General features: G+C 66.0%; 13 protein-coding genes and 1 pseudogene. 7 read left to right on the top strand and 7 right to left on the bottom strand.

What is annotated here, in order from left to right; genetic code table 11:
• The first annotated feature begins 2 nt into the window (after positions 1-2).
• From ACSQ3Q_RS16225 to ACSQ3Q_RS16215, 3 genes are all read left to right on the top strand, one after another.
• Positions 3-365 carry a DUF4212 domain-containing protein gene (locus ACSQ3Q_RS16225; RefSeq protein ID WP_436135373.1) on the top strand — a complete coding sequence of 121 codons (363 nt, stop codon included), beginning with the start codon at positions 3-5 and terminating at the stop codon, positions 363-365.
• Positions 358-2448 carry a VC_2705 family sodium/solute symporter gene (locus ACSQ3Q_RS16220; protein ID WP_436135372.1) on the top strand — a complete coding sequence of 697 codons (2091 nt, stop codon included), beginning with the start codon at positions 358-360 and terminating at the stop codon, positions 2446-2448. Before ACSQ3Q_RS16225 ends, ACSQ3Q_RS16220 begins: the two co-directional genes overlap by 8 nt.
• Before the next feature lie 206 nt (positions 2449-2654).
• Positions 2655-3170 (top strand): hypothetical protein, encoded by a 516-nt coding sequence (locus ACSQ3Q_RS16215; RefSeq protein ID WP_436135371.1) that lies wholly within the window; start codon positions 2655-2657, stop codon positions 3168-3170.
• A gap of 115 nt (positions 3171-3285) precedes the next feature.
• On the opposite strand, the gene ACSQ3Q_RS16210 is transcribed toward ACSQ3Q_RS16215, so the two are convergent.
• The 3 genes and pseudogenes from ACSQ3Q_RS16210 to ACSQ3Q_RS16200 form a co-directional block, all read right to left on the bottom strand.
• Complete coding sequence (locus ACSQ3Q_RS16210) at positions 3286-3645, bottom strand: FKBP-type peptidyl-prolyl cis-trans isomerase (RefSeq protein WP_436135370.1); 360 nt, start codon at positions 3643-3645, stop codon at positions 3286-3288.
• Positions 3646-3783: 138 nt separating this feature from the next.
• Positions 3784-4098: a winged helix-turn-helix transcriptional regulator gene (locus ACSQ3Q_RS16205; RefSeq protein ID WP_056173851.1), complete on the bottom strand. Its 315-nt coding sequence runs from the start codon at positions 4096-4098 to the stop codon at positions 3784-3786.
• Between the two features lie 498 nt (positions 4099-4596).
• Positions 4597-5481: pseudogene (locus ACSQ3Q_RS16200) on the bottom strand (LysR family transcriptional regulator); the annotation flags it as partial.
• Positions 5482-5635: 154 nt separating this feature from the next.
• Between ACSQ3Q_RS16200 and ACSQ3Q_RS16195 the strand changes: the two are divergent.
• The 3 genes from ACSQ3Q_RS16195 (at position 5636) to ACSQ3Q_RS16185 (ending at position 9010) form a co-directional block, all read left to right on the top strand.
• On the top strand, positions 5636-6622 hold the full coding sequence (locus ACSQ3Q_RS16195; protein WP_436137015.1) for a hydroxymethylglutaryl-CoA lyase: 987 nt from the start codon (positions 5636-5638) through the stop codon (positions 6620-6622).
• A gap of 151 nt (positions 6623-6773) precedes the next feature.
• Positions 6774-7913, top strand: coding sequence for a CaiB/BaiF CoA transferase family protein (locus tag ACSQ3Q_RS16190; RefSeq protein ID WP_436137014.1), 1140 nt, complete (start codon positions 6774-6776; stop codon positions 7911-7913).
• A gap of 71 nt (positions 7914-7984) precedes the next feature.
• Positions 7985-9010, top strand: coding sequence for a tripartite tricarboxylate transporter substrate binding protein (locus ACSQ3Q_RS16185; protein WP_436135369.1), 1026 nt, complete (start codon positions 7985-7987; stop codon positions 9008-9010).
• Positions 9011-9197: 187 nt separating this feature from the next.
• On the opposite strand, the gene ACSQ3Q_RS16180 is transcribed toward ACSQ3Q_RS16185, so the two are convergent.
• The 4 genes from ACSQ3Q_RS16180 to dnaG form a co-directional block, all read right to left on the bottom strand.
• Positions 9198-10778, bottom strand: coding sequence for a methyl-accepting chemotaxis protein (locus ACSQ3Q_RS16180; RefSeq protein ID WP_436135368.1), 1581 nt, complete (start codon positions 10776-10778; stop codon positions 9198-9200).
• A gap of 155 nt (positions 10779-10933) precedes the next feature.
• A complete protein-coding gene (locus tag ACSQ3Q_RS16175) occupies positions 10934-11959 on the bottom strand; it encodes a Bug family tripartite tricarboxylate transporter substrate binding protein (RefSeq protein WP_436135367.1) in 1026 nt (341 codons plus the stop codon).
• A gap of 286 nt (positions 11960-12245) precedes the next feature.
• Positions 12246-14627: an RNA polymerase sigma factor RpoD gene (gene rpoD, locus ACSQ3Q_RS16170; RefSeq protein ID WP_436135366.1), complete on the bottom strand. Its 2382-nt coding sequence runs from the start codon at positions 14625-14627 to the stop codon at positions 12246-12248.
• A 254-nt stretch (positions 14628-14881) separates the two neighbouring features.
• Entirely contained in the window at positions 14882-16948 is a 2067-nt protein-coding gene (gene dnaG / locus ACSQ3Q_RS16165) for a DNA primase (RefSeq protein ID WP_436135365.1), read from the bottom strand.
• A gap of 60 nt (positions 16949-17008) precedes the next feature.
• Here dnaG and ACSQ3Q_RS16160 point away from each other — a divergent pair, with 60 nt between their 5' ends.
• On the top strand, positions 17009-18109 hold the full coding sequence (locus ACSQ3Q_RS16160) for an ABC transporter substrate-binding protein (RefSeq protein WP_436135364.1): 1101 nt from the start codon (positions 17009-17011) through the stop codon (positions 18107-18109).
• The last annotated feature ends 9 nt before the right edge of the window (positions 18110-18118 follow it).

Raw genomic sequence — 18118 nt, 5'->3', positions numbered from 1 at the left:
TGATGCAGTCGTCGCAACCGCAGCCCCCACGCCCGCCCGATGTGGAGATGGCGGGCCCGTTCCCGCCCGATCTGCACGACGTGCGCCACCTCAAGCTCAAAGGCGGCCTGCTGCTGCTGTGGGCGCTGGTCTCTTTTGTGGCCACGTATTTCGCGCGGGATTTGCAGGGCATCGTCGTCTCTGGCTGGCCCTTGGGCTACTGGATTGCGGCCCAGGGCGCAGTGCTGGTGTTCATCGCCATCGTGGTGAGCTACGCCTGGGCCATGAACCGGTTTGAGCAACAGGATGCCGAGCGCAAGGCCGCGGCGCTGGCTTCTGCCGCTGCGGCAGCACCCACCGGCGATGCCGCCCCACCCCATGGCTGATCCCACTCCGCCTGCCGCCGGCCGGGCCTACCTGTGGCGGCTGCACCGCATCCTGGCGCTGTATGTGACCGGGGTGCTGGCCTTCCTCGCGCTGATGACCTGGGCCGAACACCAGGGCCTGTCGCGCCACTGGATCGGCCCGATTTTTCTCTTTCTCACCGTCATGGTCTACGCCGGCATCGGCGTCTATGGGCGCACGACCGATCCGGAGGAATACTACGTGGCCGGCCGGGGCATTCCGCCCATGTACAACGGCATGGCGGCGGCGGCCGACTGGATGAGCGCGGCGTCGTTCATCAGCCTGTCGGGTGCGCTGTACCTTCAGGGGTTCTCCGGCACGCCGGGGCAGGCGGGGGGGCTGGCTTATCTGCTGGGCTGGACGGGCGGTTTTTGCCTGGTGGCCATGCTGATCGCGCCACACCTGCGTGCGATGGGCCTGTACACCGTGCCAGACTTTTTTCATGTGCGCTTCGGTGGCCGCTGGCCGCGGGTGATTGCGGCGCTGGCGGCGGTGCTGTGCTCGTTCACCTACGTGGTGGCGCAGATCTACGGCGTGGGGCTGATCGCCTCGCGCCTCACGGGTGTGCAGTTCGAGATCGGCATCATGCTGGGCCTGGGGGGCGTGCTGCTGTGCTCGTTCCTGGGGGGCATGCGCGCCATCACCTGGACGCAGGTGGCGCAGTACGTGGTGCTGCTGCTGGCCTTCCTCATCCCGGTGTCCTGGCTGGCGTACAAGCAGCTGGGCAACCCGCTTGCGCCGCTGGTGTATGGCACGCAGATCAGCAAGATTGCCGACCTGGAAGCCCAGCTGCTCGACTCCCCCGCAGAGCACCAGGTGGTGCAGACCTACCTGCAACGCGCTAAAGACTACGAAGTGCGGCTGAAAGACGTGGAAGGTGCCCTGGAGCGCGAGCGCGAAAAGGGGCGCGAGCGCATCCGCGCCCTGCGGGCCCAGAACGCCGATGTGGGGCTCATCGTCACGGCCAGCCGGGAGCTCGCCGCGCTGCCGCGCGATGCTGCCGCAGCCCGCGAGCGCTGGACGCGGGAGATGCGCGAGAACTATGAGCGGGCCCGTCCCTTGGGCGGGCTGCCGCTGCACAGCCAAGCCTACGTGGGCGACCCTAATGGCAGCCCGGAGGAGCAGCGCGAGTACGAGCTCACGCGGCGCAACTTCCTTGCGCTGATGTTCTGCCTGATGGTGGGCACGGCCGGGCTGCCGCATTTGCTCACGCGCTACTACACCTCGCCCACGGTGGGCGGGGCCCGGGCGTCGGTGGCGTGGTCGCTGTTCTTTATTGCGCTGCTGTACTTGAGCGCCCCGGCACTGGCGGTGTTGGTGAAGTTCGAGGTCATGCAGAACCTGGTCGGCAGCAGCTTTGAGGCGCTGCCCAACTGGATGGCGCAATGGGCGCGGGTGGATGGCTCGCTGCTGTCGGTGGAAGACGTGAACGCCGATGGCATCGTGCAGTTTGGCGAGATCCGCCTGGGGGCCGACCTCATCATGCTGGCCACACCGGAGCTGGGCGGTCTGCCCTACGTGGTGTCAGGCTTGGTGGCGGCGGGTGGCCTGGCGGCGGCGCTGTCGACTGCGGACGGGCTGCTGCTCACCATCAGCAATGCGCTGGTGCGCGATCTGTATTTCCACGACACGCCGCGGAGAGCCTCGCCCGAGCAGCGCGTGATTCTGACCAAGTTCACGCTGCTGGCGGTGGCCTTGTCGGCGGCCTTCGTGGCTGCGCTCAAGCCGGCAGAGATCCTGCCCATGGTGTCCGCATCATTCTCGCTCGCGGCCTCGGCCTTTGTGCCGGTGATGGTGCTGGGCATCTTCTGGCGCGGAACCACCCGCCAGGGGGCGGTGGCAGGCATGTTGGCGGGCTTGGGCGTCGCGGTCTACTACATGCTGTCGCATGTGTCCGCCATGCGGGCGCTGCCCAGCTGGATGTTGGCCGACGGGCTGTGGTTTGGCATCCAGCCTATTTCGGCCGGCGTGTTTGGCGTGCCCACCGGGCTGCTGGTGGCGCTGGTGGTGAGCTGGGTGACACGGCCCGCGCCCGAGCTGCCGCGCGTCCGGTCTGAGTTGTAGTTTTGCAGGGGCTGCCGCAGCGCAGCCGCAATGCTGCGTGCAGTTGCCGAGGTGCCCAGGCGCCCCTCAGCGTGGTCGCCAGCGTTCCCGCGTTATGCGTAAACCCCGATTTTCAACCGCCCGCAAACGTGCGAATCTGGACTTCAATCATTGGTGGAGGAGGCGGCTTGCGCCATGCCCGGCCAGTGTTCAGTTCAAGGAGATTCATGGTTCTCGTCAAAACGCAGGCTGGGCTCGATTCACTCAAGGATCGGCGCGGCAGCCTCAGTTCGCGCCAACGCTCGGCGTTCATTCTTTTTGACGGAAAGCGTTCCACCCGCGAGGTACTGGCCGCTACCGCAGCCATGGGCATCACCCAGGACGATGTGCAGGCCATGCTCGACCAGGGGCTGCTGGAGCCGCTGGCGGGGCAGGCCGTGCCAGCCGCTGCAAAGCCCCAACCCGCCCCGGCCGAAGACGCTGCATCGGCCGCTGCCGCGATGGATTTGGGCACGGTGGCCTCGCCTGTCGAGGGCTCGGGGCGCACGTCCAAAGAACGCTACGAGGCGGCCTACCCGATTGCCACCCAGTTGACCTCGAGCATGGGTTTGCGCGGGTTTCGCCTGAACCTGGCGGTGGAAGGCGCGGGCAGTTTTGAGGATCTGGCAACGCTGGCCCCCAAGATCCGCGAATTGGTGGGCGATGAGAAGTTCGCCCGGCTCGACAAGGCGCTTTTCGACTGAGTTCGGTCTGTGCGTGTTGGGTGGTTTGCGCACAGCACGGCGCAGCCATAAAAAAGGCGGCCTTGAGGCCGCCTTTTTTGCTCGGGGCCACTGTGGGCCGCCGGGGTGAAAGGGCTTAGCGCCCGACCTTCAGCAGTTCTACATCGAACTTCAGCGTGGCGTTTGGTGGAATCACGCCGCCGGCGCCGCGTGCACCGTAGCCCAGGGCGGCGGGGATGATCAGCGTGCGCTGGCCGCCGACCTTCATGCCTTGCACACCTTCGTCCCAGCCCTTGATGACCATGCCACCGCCCAGCGAGAACTCGAACGGATCGTTGCGGTCGCGGCTGGAGTCGAACTTGGCGCCTTGCTCGCCGTTGTTGTACAGCCAGCCGGTGTAGTGCACCGACACGTTCTGGCCCTTGGTGGCCTCAGCGCCGTCGCCCACGGTGGTGTCGTCGTACTGCAGGCCGGATGCGGTGGTGGTCAATGCCATGATCAAATTCCTCGAATGCTATTAAAAATATAGCTGCTAACGCCGCATGGATATGCGCTAGCAGCTATTTAGACTGGTATTTTAAGCGACCCCGCTGCCTTGGCGGCGCCCCGCGGGTGCGGGGAGGGGGCCCTGCTGTCAGGGCGTTTGTTTCTTGGCGCGGCCGGCGACCCAGCGGGTGGCAAAGGCCTGCACGTCGGACAGGCGCTTGAGCAGGTCGGCGCCGGAAGGGGTGACGGTGTAGCCGTCGCTGCCATGGTCCACGAAGCCGGCTTCGCGCAGCTCCTTGATGCGGGTGTTGAGCGTGTTGGGGGTGATGCCCCCGACGCTGTCCTGCAGCAGGCGGAACGTCTGCGGGTGGCCGTCCTTCAGGGCCCACAGCACGCGCAGTGCGTACCGGCATTCGAGCCGCTCGAACAACTGGTTGATGGCGGCATTTTCTTTGGAGCTCATGGACGCTTCTCCTCGCGCAAGTGTTGGATCGAAATTCGGTGCGGGCGGATACAGGCCGCCTGCTGTTGTGCGTTGACTATAGCCCGGAACCGATTTTGCTACAAGTTTGGTAGCTCACAATGCACACCACATATGCGCTAACCCCCAAAAATAGGGCGTTACATATCAAACTGTTGCGACGAGGCCACGGTGCCGTGAACTTAGTAGTGGCGTGTTCTGGGGGGTGTCATTCATCGACTTGACTGAGCGTTGCCGCCGTCTTTTCGGCGGGTGCGCGCAACCGGGAACAGGCCGTGGAATCGACGAAAAAAGCCTGCCGCAAATGCCAGATTTGAAGAGCTACTTACGGTCCGGCCCAGGAGCTGATGGGCGCGTGGCGACCGTGATGGTTTTGCTGCGTGGACTGCAGATGTCTACAGCGATCGCGCTTTCACCCTTCACCTCACGCCCCGTGCTTCCCTCCCACTCACGGGAGCGAAGAAGCATCGACCCCAGCCCGGCCAGATGACCCACCAGCAAGCGCGCCGCCGGGCTGAGCGCCTGTTCGCTGCGGTAGCAGATCGCAAAGCGGCGGCGGGCCCAGGGGTCGCTCAGCGGCACCACACGCACCGGGGCCATCGCTGCAAACGGCAAGGCTACCTCTTGCGGCACTACGCTGATGGCCAGGTTGGCGCGCACCACACGCAGGGCGGCGTCAAAGTTGGACACCAGCACGCGGTGGGCCAGCATTTTCCCTTCGACCGCTGCGGCGCGGGCCAGCAGCACCTGCACCGCGCTCAGCGCCGGCATGCTGACGAATTCGTGGTCCAGAACCTCGGCAAAACGCACGCTCTGGCGTTGCGCCACAGGGTGCGACTCGTGCGCCACCACGGCCAGGTGGTCGTTGCGGTAGGCGCACACCTCCAGGCCCGACAGGTCGGCCGCGTCCCAGCAGATACCCACCGAGGCGCTGCCGTCACGGATGCCCTGCACCACGTCCGGGCTCACGCGTTCTTCCAGGCTTACCTGGATGTCGCGGTGCGCCGGGTCTTGCAGAAAGGCTGCCACATCGTCGGCCAGCGCCTCGGCCATGACCGACGCGGTGACCAGCATGCGCACATGACCGCGCGTGCCGGTGGCATACGCCGCCATGTCGCGCTCGATCTGGCCCACGCTGGCAAGCATCGTGCGCGCATGCTCCAGCAGCGTTTCGCCCGCCGGGGTGGGGACGACCCCGCGCCGCTTGCGCACCAGCAGCGGCGTGCCCACCGTGTCTTCCAGCTGCGCCAGCCGCTTGCTGATGGCCGAGCCCACGATGGACTCCTGCTCCGCCGCGCGCGCAATGCTGCGGTGTTCACAGACGGTGGCAAAGAGTCGCAGCGTTTGCAGGTCGAGGTCGCGCATGTCAGGTAGGCGGTTTAGATATTCCGATTTGGAATCATATGGCTTCCTAAATGGATTTTCTGATTCAGATTGGAATTTCTAGAATGGGCTTGCGCACCTGGAACTGGAGAACCCCGTGAGCAACCTTGCATCGCCAAACACCCTGCCCACCGGTATGCCAATGCTGGGCGCCGCCACCGCAGTGGTGCGCGAGGTCGGCCTGCGCGACGGCCTGCAAAGCATTGCTACCGTCGTTTCCACCGCCCACAAGATCGACTGGCTCGACGCCGCCTACGCCGCGGGCCAGCGCGAGATCGAGGTGGGCTCCTTTGTCCCTGCCCGCTTGTTGCCGCAGCTGGGCGACACGGCCGAGGTGCTGGCGCATGCCAAGACCCTGCCGGGCCTGTTTGCCTCGGTGCTGGTGCCCAACTACAAGGGGGCAGAGCGCGCCCTCGAATGCGGTGCAGACCTGATGGTTGTGCCGCTGTCTGCCAGCCATGCCCACAGCTTGGCCAACCTGCGCAAGACGCCCGATGAAGTGGTGGCCGAGGTGGCGCGCATCCGTGCGCTGCGCGATGCCAGCGGGAGCCGCACCTTGATCGAAGGCGGCGTGGGCACGGCGTTTGGCTGCACGCTGCAGGGCGAAGTGGCTGAGAGCGAAGTCCTGCGCCTGATGCAGGCCTTGCTCGACGCTGGCGCCGACCGCGTGAGCCTGGCCGATACCGTGGGCTATGCCGACCCGGCGTCGGTGGCGCGCCTGTTTGAGAAGGCGCGCGCGCTGGTGGGCGAGCGGCTGTGGTGTGCGCATTTTCACGATACGCGCGGCCTGGGGCTGGCCAATGCCTACGCCGCCTGGCAGGTTGGCATCACGCGGTTTGACGCCTGCCTGGCCGGCATCGGCGGTTGCCCGCACGCGCCGGGTGCCAGCGGCAATGTCACCACTGAAGATCTGGTGTTCATGCTTGAGCGCATGGGTGTGGCCACCGGCATAGACCTGGCCGCACTGCTGGTGCTGCGCCAGCGTGTGGCGGGCTGGCTGGCGGGCGAGACCCTGCACGGCACGCTGTGGCAGGCGGGGTTGCCGGGTGGTGGATTTGGCGCAGGTGCAGCCTCTTCGTCGGCTGACACCGGGCGCGCAGCCCACGCTGTCGCCACAGGCTGAACGGCTGCGTGTTCCCTCCATCCCGTATCGTCGCCGCATGACTCCCCACACCGCCTTTTCTTCCTCATCCAAGCCGCCGGACCAGCCCGCCGAGGCCTCCACACCCCGCGCATTGCCCCTGCAGGGCCTGCGCGTCGTCGAATTCACGCACATGGTCATGGGCCCCACCTGCGGCATGGTGCTGGCCGACCTGGGGGCCGAGGTCATCAAGGTCGAACCGGTGGACGGTGACCGCACGCGCCACCTGCTGGGCGCCGGCGCCGGCTTCTTCCCCATGTTCAACCGCAACAAGAAGAGCATTGCGCTCGACCTGCGCAGCACCGAAGGCCTGGAAGTGGCGCGCAAGCTCGCAGCCTCGGCCGACGTAGTCGCGCAAAACTTCAAGCCTGGCGTGATGGGCAAATATGGCCTCGACTACGCGGCGCTGAGCCCGCAGAACCCGCGTCTCATCTACGTCAACCACACGGGCTTTTTGCCCGGCCCGTACGAACACCGCACGGCGCTCGACGAAGTGGTGCAGATGATGGGAGGCCTGGCCTACATGACGGGCCGTCCGGGCGACCCGCTGCGCGCGGGCACCAGCGTGAACGACATCATGGGCGGCATGTTCGGCGCCATCGGTGCCATGGCGGCGCTGATGCAGCGCGGCATCACGGGGCGCGGGCAGGAGGTGGACTCGGCCCTGTTCGAAAACAACGTCTTCCTGGTGGGCCAGCACATGATGCAGTACGCCGTCACCGGCCAGCCTGCCGCGCCCATGCCGGACCGGATTTCATCGTGGGCGCTGTACGACGTGTTCAGCGTGAAGGATGGCGAGCAGATTTTTCTGGCCGCCGTGAGCGACGCGCAATGGATCACCTTCTGCAACGCCATGGGCTTTGCCGACCTCAAGGCCGACCCGCTGCTGGCCACCAACAACGACCGTGTGCGTGCCCGCGGCGCACTGATGCCCGACCTGCGCCAGCGCCTGGCTGCGTTCAGCGCGGCCGAGCTCGCGGCCATCTTTGAAAAACACGGCCTGCCATTTGCCCCCATCTCCCGCCCCGAGCAGCTGTTTGACGACCCGCACCTCATCGCCACGGGTGGCCTGGCCGACATCACCTTGCCCGATGGCGAGCGGGCGGGCGAGACCGTGCGCACCACGCTGTTCCCGCTGCGCATGGACGGCCAGCGCCTGGGCGTGCGGCTGCAGCCGCCCGTGCTGGGCCAGCACACCGCGGCCCTGATGCAGGAGCTGGGCTACACCACCGAGCAGATCAAGGCGCTGCAAGACAGCCACGCCGTGGCCTGAAGCCAGTGAGCCCGGTGGCAACGCACCGCCGGGCCCTGAATGCCATCCCCACCACAACGGAGACAACCGCGATGGAACACGATCTTTTTGAGCCGGCATCCCCCGGCCAGCCCACGGACCCACACCGCCGAACCACGCTGGCCGCACTGCTGGCGCTGACAGCCGCCGGCCTGGCGGTACCCGCCAGCTCCTGGGCGCAGGCCGCGGCCGACCGCCCGCTGCGCCTCATCCTGCCGGTGAGTGCCGGGTCCGGCGTGGATGGTGTCGCGCGCGCCTTTGGCCCGGCGCTGGGCAAGTCGCTCGGGCGCGCGGTGGTGATCGAAAACTTTCCCGGTGCGGGCGGCATCACCGGCACCTCGATGATCGTGAAGGCGCCGAAGGACGGATCGGCCCTGGGCATGGTGTCCAACAACCACGCGGTGAACCCCAGCGTCTTCAAGAACATTCCCTACGACGCGGTCGATGACATCACGCCCATCACCGTGATCGGTGCGACGCCCTTCGTGCTGGTGGCGCACCCGTCCGTCGCAGCCAAGAATGTGCGCGAACTCATCGCCCTGGCCAAGGCGCAGCCCGGCGTGCTGAACTACGGGTCGTCGGGCAACGGGACCATCCTGCACCTGGCGGCAGAAATGTTTGTGCACGAGGCGCAGGTGGACATCAAGCACATTCCCTACCGGGGCATGGGGCCGCTCACCGCCGATGTGATGGGCGGGCAGATCCAGCTCGCGTTCATCGCGGTGGCGGTGGCCGCGCCGCATGTCAAAGCCGGCACGCTCAAGGCCATCGGCCTGTCGTCCACCACCCGGTCGCCGTTGCTGCCGGACCTGCCGACCATCGCCGAGCAGGGCCTGCCGCAGTACGTGCTGGATGGCTGGGTGGGTATCGTCGGGCCCGCGGGCCTGCCCAAGGCAGAGGCCGAGCGCATCTACCAAGGCGTGCGCACCGCGCTGGCCGTGCCGGAGGTGCGCGATGCCCTGCTGGCCCAGGGCTACCAGCTGCAGCCCACCGCGCCGGATGCGACGGTTGCGTTCTTCCGCGCCGAGGTGGCGCGCATGGCCAAGCTGGTCAAGCAGTCCGGGCTAAAGATTGATTGATGGATCGATTGATCGATTCATCGATCGATCGGCTGTAATGGCCGCCCAGGACGAAAATATGAAAAAAATTGGTGCCTAGCGCTTGATATATAAGGGTTTGTTGCTATTAACTTGGTAGCAACACGCTTTTCATCAGTTCCATTGCTCGCACCGGCCACGACGCTGCCGCCATCACCCAAAAGTGCGTTCAGCGCGCCACTGGCGGCAGTGCCAGAGTCCGGTGCCCGCCACGCAGGTGAAACACCTCCACCGCTTCCACCAGCTGGCGCGCCTGGCCGCTCAGGCTGCCGGCTGCGGCCGCGCTTTCTTCCACCAAGGCGGCGTTTTGCTGGGTGGTTTCGTCCATGCGCACGATGGCCTGGGTAACGCGCAGCATGTCCGCGGTCTGGGCTGCGCTGGCCTGGCTGATCTCGTCCATCAGCGCGCTCACGCCCTGGATGGACGAGACAACCTCGCCCATGGTGCTGCCTGCGTTGCGGGCAAGGTCCGAGCCCGCCTGCACGCGCTCCACGCTCGTCTGGATCAGCGCCTTGATCTCGCGTGCGGCGCTGGCGCTGCGGGTGGCGAGGTTGCGCACCTCGCTGGCCACCACCGCAAAGCCACGCCCCTGTTCGCCGGCGCGCGCCGCCTCTACTGCGGCATTCAGCGCAAGGATGTTGGTCTGGAACGCGATGGAGTCGATCACGCCAATGATGTCGGAGATGCGGCGCGAGCTTTCCTGGATGCCCTGGACCACCGTCACCATCTGCGTCACCACATCGCCGCCGCGCTGGGCCACCGACGCGCCGCTCTTGGCCAGCTCGCTCGCGCGCTGCGCGTTGGAGGCGTTCTGCTGCACGGTGGCCTGCAGCTGCTGCATCGATGACGTGGTTTCGTCCAGCGACGAGGCCTGCTCTTCGGTGCGCATGCTCAGGTCCACGTTGCCCTGGGCAATCTCGGCGCTGGCGCTGGCGACGCCCTCGGCATTGCTGCGCACGCCGGACACCACGTTCTCCAGGTTGTCCTGCATGGTGCGCAGGGCTTCCAGCAGCCGCGCGGGCTCGTCCCGGCCCACCACTTCGATGTTGGTGGTGAGGTCGCCAGCAGCCACCTTGTTGGCCACCGAGACCGCCACCCGCAGCGGCCGCACCACCGAGCGTGTGAGCAGCCAGCCCGCGCAGCCCCCCAGCGCCGTGACCAGCGCCAGCGCCACCAGGCTGCTGATGAGCGCACGCCGTGCATTCAGCGCCGCCTGCTCGGCAATCGCCGCGCTGCTGGCCGCCACTTGCTGGCTCAACGCGGTCAGCAGCTTGGCGGGGCCCTGGTCGATGTCGGCCACATCGGCATCGCCGGCCGATGGCACAAAGCCCAGCGACTGGAACACCTCAAAGCCCTTGCGGTAGCCCTCGGCCATCTGCGCGTGGGCCTGGGTGAATTTCTGCAGCGCCGCTTTTTCCTGCGCGTCGGTCAGCTGCGGGTCCAGCGCCTTGGCGGCATCGGCCACGCGCTTTTCGCTGGCTTGAAAAGCAGCCCAATGCAGCTCGCGCTTGCGCGAGTCTTCACCGCGCAGCAGGGTGTTCTTCCATTCAAGCACTTGCGTCTTGAACTCGCTTTCCATGCGGCTCACCGCGCGTTCCTGGGCCACGCGCTCCTGCACCGTGGTTTCGTACGTGCCAAGGCTGCGGTACAGGGCCGCGATGCCAAACAGCGCTGCGCCCAGCAGCAGCGCGAGCACCAGGCCCAGGGCGGTGGCCATGCGTGCGCCGATGGAGTGGTTGGACATTTTCATCGGTCGGCTCCGGAAGTCGTTTTCGGTTTCTATCGCGCTGTGGCCCAGGTACAGGACCTTCGACCAGCGCGGCGCTGGCCTGGGTGCAGCCCAGCACAGGCGGCTGCACCGTCCCCTCGGGGGGTACAACACCAGCGGCCCGGTGGTGTGGCGCTTCAAGCCTTGAGCTTGAGCAGGTACACCATGACCCGCGCGGTGGTGAGGTCCAGTTCCATGAACTCTGCCAAATCCTTGCCCGTCAGCCAAGAGGGTTCCCAGCGATTGTTCTTGAGCGTGCGGACCCAGGATTCATGGACCGTGGCGGCCTCAACGGCGGCCAGCATCTCGGACATGCGTGCGGCAGATATGCCTTTGCCGGTGAACACGCCTCGCCAATTGGCCATGGTCGCGTCGACGCCCTGCTCGCGAAAAGCCGGCAGGCCAAAGGCGCTGCGGCGCGACGACACGCCGATGGCGCGCAGCTTGCCCGCCGCAATCGCATCGCTGAACTCGCTGTAGCCTGACAGCCCCATGGCCGCGCTGCCTGAGATCACCGCATCCACGACTTCGGAGCCGCCGGCAAACGGCTTGTAGACAAGGGCCTCGGGGCTGGCCTTGGCGGCGCGCGCCAGCACGCCCGCAAAGATGTGGTCCACCCCGCCGGCAGAGCCACCGGCCACGGGCACCGCCTTCAGATCAGCGCGCATGGCGTCGGTCAAGTCCTTGGCGGTCTTGATGGGCGACTTGGCCGCCACGGCAGCCACCAGGTAGTCGCTGGTGAGCCGCGCGAGTGGCTGGATCTGGGTGAGGTCCACGGCGGGCTTTTGCAGCGCCACCGCGCCCACCATCACCATGCCACCCATGAGCAGGGTGTTGGCATCGTTGCCGTATTTCTCGGCATATTTGGCCAGGCCAATCGTGCCGCCTTTGCCGCCAATGTTTTCGTATTCGATCTGGTCTGCCGCGCCCACGGCAACCAGGGCTGCACCCAGCGCCCGGCCCGTCTGGTCCCAGCCGCCGCCTGGGTTGGCCGGGATCACGATGCGCAGGGTGCCCGCCAGCTTGGGGGCCTTGGCCACCGTGGCGCGGGGCGCCGCAGCGTTGTTGCCGGCTTGCGCCCAGGCTGAAGGGTTGAAGGCTGTCCACGCTGTAGCGGTGAGGGCCGTTTGCGCGATGGCCTTGCGGCGGTTGATGGCGGTCATGGATTACCTCGTGATGGAACGGGGACGGGACACAGCCCTCTACGCAACCGATTCACAGCGAAGTCGCTGTTGCGCGGTGGTCGCCAGCAGGCTTGATGGCTTGACTGCGCAGGTGCAGGGTGACTGAAGGCAGGCTGCCAATGGTCACTGCCCAGGCTGTCAGTCTGCTGTCGAGAGTATCAGGGTAAACACGCGCAGCGGGCCATAAAAAACGCCCTGCGCCGCGGTTGCGGGGCAGGGCGTTGCGCTGACCTGATGCAGCGTGGCCGGCGCAGCGAGTGGCTGCTTACAGCGAATCGATGAAGCTGCGCAGTTTGTCCGAGCGCGATGGGTGCTTCAACTTGCGCAGCGCCTTGGCTTCGATCTGGCGGATGCGTTCGCGGGTCACGTCGAACTGCTTGCCCACTTCTTCCAGCGTGTGGTCGCTGGTCATCTCGATGCCGAAGCGCATGCGCAGCACCTTGGCTTCGCGCGGCGTGAGGCCGTCCAGGATGTCCTTGACCACGTCGCGCAGGCCGGCCTGCATGGCAGCTTCGATGGGGGCGGTGTTGGCACCGTCTTCGATGAAATCGCCCAGGTGGCTGTCGTCGTCGTCGCCGATCGGCGTTTCCATGGAGATCGGCTCCTTGGCGATCTTCATGATCTTGCGGATCTTGTCTTCCGGGATCTCCATCTTGGCCGCCAGGATGGACGCATCGGGCTCAAAGCCAAACTCTTGCAAGTGCTGGCGGCTGATGCGGTTCATCTTGTTGATCGTCTCGATCATGTGGACCGGGATACGGATGGTGCGCGCCTGGTCGGCGATCGAGCGGGTGATGGCCTGGCGGATCCACCACGTGGCGTAGGTCGAGAACTTGTAGCCGCGGCGGTATTCGAACTTGTCCACCGCCTTCATCAGGCCGATGTTGCCTTCCTGGATCAAGTCGAGGAACTGCAGGCCGCGGTTCGTGTACTTCTTGGCGATCGAGATCACGAGGCGCAGGTTGGCCTCGATCATTTCCTTCTTGGCATCGCGCGAGGTGGCTTCACCCTCGTTCATGCGCTTGTTGATGCCCTTGAGCTCGGTCAGCGGCACCACCACACGCGACTGCAGGTCCATCAGCTTTTGCTGCAGATCCTGAATGGGCGGGATGTTGCGCGCAATGATGGCCGACCAGGGCTTGCCAGCGGTCGCCTGCTTTTCGACCCACTTCAGGTTCACCAGGTTCGGCGGGAAGTCCTTGATGAAGGTTTCCTGGGGCATGCCGCACTTGTCCACGATGATGCGGCGCAGCTCGCGCTCTTTCTTGCGCACGTCGTCCACCTGGCCGCGCACCATGTCACACAGCTTCTCGATGGTCTTGGCGGTAAAGCGGATGGTCATCAGCTCGGCCGACAGGGCCTGCTGGGCCTTGACGTACGCAGGGGTGCCGTAGCCTTCCTTGTCGTACACCTTGTGCACTTTTTCAAACAGCTCGCGCAGCTTGTCAAAGCGCTCCAGCGCCTGCTTCTTGAGTTCTTCGAGCTTCTTGGTCAGCGCCTTGGAGCCGCCCTTGCCGTCGTCGTCGTCGGCTTCGTCGAATTCGTCGAAGTCTTCTTCGGCCACATAGTCGTCGGCCTCGTTGGGGTTGGAAAAACCGTCCACGATGGTCGAGATGACGACCTTGCCTTCGCGGATGTCCTCACCCATGTTGAGGATCTCGGCAATGGTGGCGGGCGATGCGCTGATCGCCTCCATCATGGCCATCAGACCGCCTTCGATGCGCTTGGCGATTTCGATTTCGCCTTCGCGCGTGAGCAGCTCCACGGTGCCCATTTCGCGCATGTACATGCGAACCGGGTCGGTGGTGCGGCCGAATTCCGAGTCCACGGTGGACAGCGCGGCTTCGGCGGCTTCTTCGGCTTCTTCTTCGGTGGCGCCTGCGGGGGCGTTGTCCGTGATGATCAGCGCTTCGGCATCGGGCGTCTGCTCGTACACCGCCACGCCCAGGTCGTTCAGCGTGGTGATGACGGCTTCAAGGGTTTCGGCATCGACCAGCTTGTCGGGCAAGTGGTCGTTGATTTCGACGTGCGTGAGGTAGCCGCGGGTCTTGCCCAGCTTGATCAGGGCCTTCAGGCGCTGGCGGCGCTTTTGCATGTCTTCTTCGGACAGGACGGTTTCGTCCAGGCCGAATTCCTTCATCAAGGCGCGTTCCTTCGCCTTGCTGATCTTCATGCGCAGCGGCTTGACCTTCTCGACCGTGGCAGCGGCCTCCGTGGTCTCTTCGACTTCGCCTTCCAGGTCCGCTTCGATGTCGGACAGGTCGGTGTCATCGCCGCCTTCCACGCTGGCGGCGCCGGCCTTGGGCTTGCGGCCGCGCTTGGCGGGTGACTTGGCATCGGCATCGCCGTCGGCGGCAGCCTTGGCGGGGCGGCCAGGGCGCTTCTTGGGGGTGTCGTCCTCGTCGGACGCGGCAGCAGCAGCCTTGGCGCGGACAGGCTTCTTCTTCAGCAATTCATCGGCAGCTTTGGTCAGCTCGGCAGAACTTTTCACGGGCACTGGTTTCACTTTCTTGGCCACTGGGGCGGGCGCAGGGGCAGACTTTTTGGCCGCGGCCTTTGCGGGCGCCTTGGCAGCAGGGGTGGGAACAGCCTTGGCGGCGGGAGCAGGAGCAGTCTTGAGCGGCTTCGCGGACTTTTGAGCGGGCATGGACACCTCAGAATCAAAAACGGACACAAAGAAAACGCAACGCCACAGATCCCGGCGCGGGTGGCAAGCGAGCCTCGGAAGGTCATCGCTTTTGAGGGGAAACCCTCAGGGGCAAGATGTCTGGGCGATCATTTGGTGTGCAGTCCTTGCGATGATTGGGCTGGTTGTGCGCGTTTGTCACGTGTGCCCGGTTCGGAGGTGCTGCTGTCGCTCTTGCCGCTAACTAACCCTACATTATACCGTCGAGGCGGATTTCAAGCCGCTTTGGCGCCTATGCCGAGCAAAACCTTGCGTTTTTGTTCGAGCACGCGGTAGCGCTCCAGGGCGGACGGGTCCTGGGCTGCCTGCAGCATCAACACCTTTTGCTCTGCCTCGATGTCCTCGACCTGCATGCGGTTGAGCAGATCGCGCAGCTCCAGCCGCAGTTCCTGCAGATCCCCCTCGGTCTGGGCGTGGGATCCCGTCATCACCTTCACGGCCAGGGCCTCGCATTCGTGCTCGCGCAGGCTTTCGCGCAGCACGGCCCAGGGCAGGGAGCCTTGTTCATGAAACTGCGCTTCGAGCCAGCTGAACAGTGGGCCGTGCGGAGACGGCAGGGCGCACAGGGTGGTGTGGTCGTCGTGGGTCAGCTCTTCCAGAAACGCCATGTGCGACAGCAGTAGCCGCGCAGCGTGGTCCGTGCGGCTGGCCGTGGGCGTGCGCGGCAGTCGCGGCTGGGGTGGCCAGGGGGCGTCCTTGTCTTTTTTCTTCCAGTTGCTTTTCCAGTCGCCGCTTTTGCGAAACGCCGGCTTGGGGCCGTAGCCGCTGCCGTAGCCCGCGTCGCCGCTGCCGTATCCGCCACCATAGCCACCGCCGTATCCGCCGCCGTATCCGCCGCCGGTGGGCTCGCCCTGCGGCTGCCACGACCCAGCGTCGGGCGGAGCGTCCCACGACGGCGCCTCCTGCTCGTACGCAGAGGGCGCGTACCGGGCCGGTGCGCCGCCTGCACTGGCGGGGGCGGTGCGCGGAGCCTCGCGCGCGCTGGCCTGCCCCCACAGGTCCGCCAAATCCTGGGCCTTGAGCTGGGTCAGATCCGCCAATTCGCTCAGCACCTGGCGCTTGAGCACGCCGTCAGGCAGGGCCGTCCACAGCGGGCGGGCGTTGCTGGCCATGTGGGCGCGGCCTTCGGCGGTGGCCAGGTCGCAGTTTTCGCTGGCGGCCTCGACCAGAAAGCGGCTGAGCGGCACCGCATCGCTCACGTGTTTGGCGAACGCATCCGTACCGTTGGCGCGGATGAAACTGTCGGGGTCGTGCTCCGCCGGCAGAAAGAGAAACTTGATGCTGCGCGTGTCCGTGGCGTGGGGCAGGGCGCCGTCGAGGGCCTTGCGGGCGGCGCGCCGGCCTGCGCCGTCGCCGTCAAAACTGAACACTACCGATTCGGTAAAGCGCAGCAGCTTGTGCACATGCTCGGGCGTGCAGGCGGTGCCCAGCGTGGCCACCGCGTTCGGAAACCCCAGCTGGGCCAGCGCCACGACGTCCATGTAGCCCTCGGTGACCAGTGCGTAGCCGTGCTCGCGGATGGCGGTGCGCGCCTCGAACAGGCCGTAGAGCTCGCGGCCCTTGTGGAAGACCGGGGTTTCGGGCGAGTTCAGGTATTTGGGCTTGTCGTCTCCCAGCACGCGCCCGCCAAAGCCGATGCACTCGCCCTTGACGTTGCGGATGGGGAACATCACCCGGTCCCGAAACCGGTCGTAGCGCTTGTCCTGCCCTTCCTCGCCCACGATGACGAGGCCGCTCTCTTCCAGCAGCGGGTCGTCGTAGTGCGGGAACACGCTCGCCAGGCTGCGCCAGCCCTCGGGCGCATAGCCCAGGCCATAGCGCTTGGCGATGGCGCCCGAGACCCCGCGGCCCTTGAAGTACGCAATGGCCCGCTGGGATTCACGCAGCTGTCGGCGGTAGGCGTCGCCCGCTTTCTCCAGCACGTCGGTCAGGGTGGCCTGTTTTTGGCGCGCGGCGGCGGCGCGTTCTTTTTCTTGGGGCGAAATGTCGTCGTCCGGCACCTGCAGGCCGACTTTCTGGGCCAGGTCCTGCACCGACTCGACAAAGCCCATGCCCGCGTGGTCCATCAGAAAGCTGATCGCGTTGCCGTTTTTGCCGCAGCCAAAGCAGTGATAGAACTGTTTGGCGGGGCTTACGCTGAAAGACGGGGATTTTTCGCCGTGGAAGGGGCACAGCCCCATGAAATTGGCCCCGCCTTTCTTGAGCTCCACATAGCGGCCCACGATGTCGACCACGTCAACGCGGGCAAGCAGTTCCTGAATGAAAGACTGAGGGATCGTCACGCAGCGTATTGTCCGCGTAAACTATTTGTTACCAGATATTGCAGAAGCGGGGCTTTCGGCATGGCAGTCACGGCAGGGTGGCGGGCGGGCAATGCGTCCAGCACTTCGGTGCGGCGGCTGCACCGTCGTGACGTGGCGGTGCTGCTGCCGCTGGCGTCTGCCGCCTTGTGGGCCCTGCCCGCGCGGGCTGCCAGCGTACTGCGGGTGCTCTCCTGGCCGGGGTATGCCGACCCTGACATCGTGGCCGCGTTCGAGAAGCGTCATGGCGTCAAGGTCGAGATCACCACCGTGGCGTCGGACGAGGTGCTGCGCGCCCAGGTGGCCAACCGCGAGGGCCCGGCATTCGACCTCGTGGCCGCCAATACGGCCGAAATCGCCCGTTTTGCGGCGCGCAGGCTGCTCACACCGTTGCCGCTGGGCAACATTCCCAACACCCAGCGCCAGCTGCCGCGTTTTCGCAGCCTGCAGTCCATCGCCGGCATCACGCAGGGCACCGATGTGTATGGCATGCCCTATACCTACTCCGAGATGGGGCTTATCTACGACCGGCAGGCGTTCAGCGCCCCGCCGCAGTCGATCGCCGTGTTGTGGGACCCGCGCTGGCGCGGCCGGGTCCTGATGTTCGATGGCAGCAGCCACGGCTTTTCGCTCGCGGCCATGTACCGCGGTTTGCCGCCGTTTCACATCGATGCCAACAAGTTCAGCCCCCTGGCCAAGGACCTGGTGGCCCTGCGGCGCAACGTGCGTGCGTTCTACAGCCTGCCCGAGGAGTCGCTGGAGCTGTTTCGCAAGCACCGCATTGCCGTGATGCATGCCAACTATGGGCAGCAGCAGCTCAAGCAGATGCGCGACGCGGGGCTTGACGTGGGCTATGTGGTTCCACGCGAAGGTGCGCTGGCTTGGCTCGACTGCTGGGCCGTCACCCGCCGCTCTACCCAGGTCGAGCTGGCCGCAGCGTGGATCAACCACATGCTCGACCCCGCCGTCAGCCGCGAACTGACGCGCCGCCAGGGGCTGGCCAACACGCTCGACGAGCCGCCAGCGCTGTCGGCAGACGCCCCTGCCGGCAGCATCGTGTGGCTGGAGCCGGTGGAAGACGAAGCCCGCCGCGCACAGCTGTGGCAGCGCATCCTGTCGGGCGACCGTCCGGCCAGGTTCTGAGGAGCGCCG

Origin of the sequence: Acidovorax sp. LjRoot129 (genome assembly GCF_964253765.1) — a bacterium.
In the GTDB taxonomy this organism is placed as follows: Bacteria; Pseudomonadota; Gammaproteobacteria; order Burkholderiales; family Burkholderiaceae_C; genus Acidovorax.
Note: the sequence above shows the minus strand (reverse complement) of the source record. Positions and strands in the feature narration are given on the sequence as shown.

Excerpts from the sequence above, each read along its gene's own strand:
- ACSQ3Q_RS16225 (WP_436135373.1), top strand. The coding sequence starts at position 3 with ATGCAGTCGTCGCAACCGCAGCCCCCACGCCCGCCCGATGTGGAGATG.
- ACSQ3Q_RS16220 (WP_436135372.1), top strand. The coding sequence starts at position 358 with ATGGCTGATCCCACTCCGCCTGCCGCCGGCCGGGCCTACCTGTGGCGG.
- ACSQ3Q_RS16215 (WP_436135371.1), top strand. The coding sequence starts at position 2,655 with ATGGTTCTCGTCAAAACGCAGGCTGGGCTCGATTCACTCAAGGATCGG.
- ACSQ3Q_RS16210 (WP_436135370.1), bottom strand. The coding sequence starts at position 3,645 with ATGGCATTGACCACCACCGCATCCGGCCTGCAGTACGACGACACCACC.
- ACSQ3Q_RS16205 (WP_056173851.1), bottom strand. The coding sequence starts at position 4,098 with ATGAGCTCCAAAGAAAATGCCGCCATCAACCAGTTGTTCGAGCGGCTC.
- ACSQ3Q_RS16195 (WP_436137015.1), top strand. The coding sequence starts at position 5,636 with ATGCCAATGCTGGGCGCCGCCACCGCAGTGGTGCGCGAGGTCGGCCTG.
- ACSQ3Q_RS16190 (WP_436137014.1), top strand. The coding sequence starts at position 6,774 with ATGGTCATGGGCCCCACCTGCGGCATGGTGCTGGCCGACCTGGGGGCC.
- ACSQ3Q_RS16185 (WP_436135369.1), top strand. The coding sequence starts at position 7,985 with ATGGAACACGATCTTTTTGAGCCGGCATCCCCCGGCCAGCCCACGGAC.
- ACSQ3Q_RS16180 (WP_436135368.1), bottom strand. The coding sequence starts at position 10,778 with ATGAAAATGTCCAACCACTCCATCGGCGCACGCATGGCCACCGCCCTG.
- ACSQ3Q_RS16175 (WP_436135367.1), bottom strand. The coding sequence starts at position 11,959 with ATGACCGCCATCAACCGCCGCAAGGCCATCGCGCAAACGGCCCTCACC.
- rpoD (WP_436135366.1), bottom strand. The coding sequence starts at position 14,627 with ATGCCCGCTCAAAAGTCCGCGAAGCCGCTCAAGACTGCTCCTGCTCCC.
- ACSQ3Q_RS16160 (WP_436135364.1), top strand. The coding sequence starts at position 17,009 with ATGGCAGTCACGGCAGGGTGGCGGGCGGGCAATGCGTCCAGCACTTCG.